Origin of the sequence: Mesorhizobium sp. M1006 (assembly GCF_040318825.1) — a bacterium.
GTDB lineage: Bacteria > Pseudomonadota > Alphaproteobacteria > Rhizobiales > Rhizobiaceae > Mesorhizobium.
Window position 1 is genome coordinate 1 of record NZ_JAMYMZ010000130.1, and the last position, 1,446, is coordinate 1,446.

Here is a 1,446-nt window from a genome sequence, read left to right on the forward strand (position 1 = left end):
TTGCAAAGGCTCGCGGCCATTGCGTCGGCGCATCCCAGGATGGTCGCAATGGCGCTTGGTCCTGAAGACTTCAGTGCCGCTGTTGGCGGCGCCCCGGAATTCGACCTTCTCTTGCCGCCGAACCTTTCCGTTCTGTTTGCCGCCCGTGCGGCCGGCTTGCTCCCGCTTGGCTTCATAGAAAGCATCGGCGAGTTCTCGGACACTGATAAACTTCGTGAAGCCGCGGCGCGTGCGCGGCGGCTTGGCTTTGCCGGAGCCTTGGCGATCCATCCGACACAGGTGGCTGTATTCAATGAGGCTTTCTCGCCAAGCGCCCAGGAACTCGAGTGGGCCCATAAAGTCGTCGCGGCGGAAAATGATGCCGCCACGCGTGGACTGTCCGCATTCTCGTTGAATGGCAAAATGATCGATCCGCCAGTGGTGCGACGCGCCCACGAGATCCTGGCTCACGCCAGCAATAACTGAGCCTTAATCAGCGGCCGGACAGGCTGTTTTGGAACTAGTGCAACAGTTTTGTGACTTGCCTGCCATCTCGTTTCGAGATAGATAAACAGCACTGGGGATCATGCCCCGGTTGGATTTGTTCATCGTGGATATCAGGCAGTTAAGATACTTTGTCGGCGTCGTCGAAGCCGGCAGTTTCACGAAGGCAGCTGCGACCCTCAACGTTGCTCAAAGCGCTCTAAGCCTGCATGTGCGTCAACTGGAGGAAGGTTTCGGCACCCAGCTGCTGGTTCGCGACAGGACCGGTATCAGCGTTACGGCGTCCGGAGACAAGCTGCTTGAGCACGCGCGGACCATCCTGAAAGAGATTCAGCTCACTGAGGCGGAACTTACCAATACGGTGGCTGCTCCTTCCGGAGAGGTGACCATTGGCATTCCGTCCGGAGCCGCTCGCGTCCTTAGCGGTCCCCTGCTTGAGTCCGTAAGAAGCGAGCTGCCGAGGATCTCGCTTAAGATGATCGAGGGCATGACGGGACCGCTGGAGGAGTGGATGGCTGCTGGCCGTTTCAATCTGGCCGTTCTGTACCGGACTGCCGAGAGCGTGGGGGCAATGACGGTGCTGGCCCGCGAAGAGTTTTGCCTGGTGGTGCCGCCGGGCCAACCGCCCTTCAAGGATACGATACCGCTGGCCGGCCTGCACGCATTTCCGCTGGCGGTTCCCATGCGCAACAACAATGTCAGGCGTTCGGTGGCTGATGTCGTTTCGCAGCACGGATGTGTTCTCGACGTCAGATTCGAAGTCGATTCCCTTTCTACGATCATCAATATGGTCATGGAGGGAAAGGCGTATTCTATACTTACACCATCGGCCATTCAGAAAGAGGCGTCTCAAGGTCTGGTTCGGACGGTCAAGATCGTCGATCCGGTGATTACCCGTTCCGTTGTGCTTGCCGTCAACCCGAAGGATGAGCGCTCTCCAGCCGTATCGGCGGTCCGCAAGCT

The 1,446-nt window shown here is 58.6% G+C and carries 2 protein-coding genes; both read left to right on the forward strand.

Annotated features, from left to right (window positions below; genetic code table 11):
• Nucleotides 1–465: HpcH/HpaI aldolase/citrate lyase family protein (locus NKH60_RS34865; protein WP_352875116.1), on the forward strand; the 465-nt coding region annotated here is incomplete at its 5' end.
• A 124-nt stretch (nucleotides 466–589) separates the two neighbouring features.
• Nucleotides 590–1,446: LysR family transcriptional regulator (locus NKH60_RS34870; RefSeq protein ID WP_352875117.1), on the forward strand; the 857-nt coding region annotated here is incomplete at its 3' end.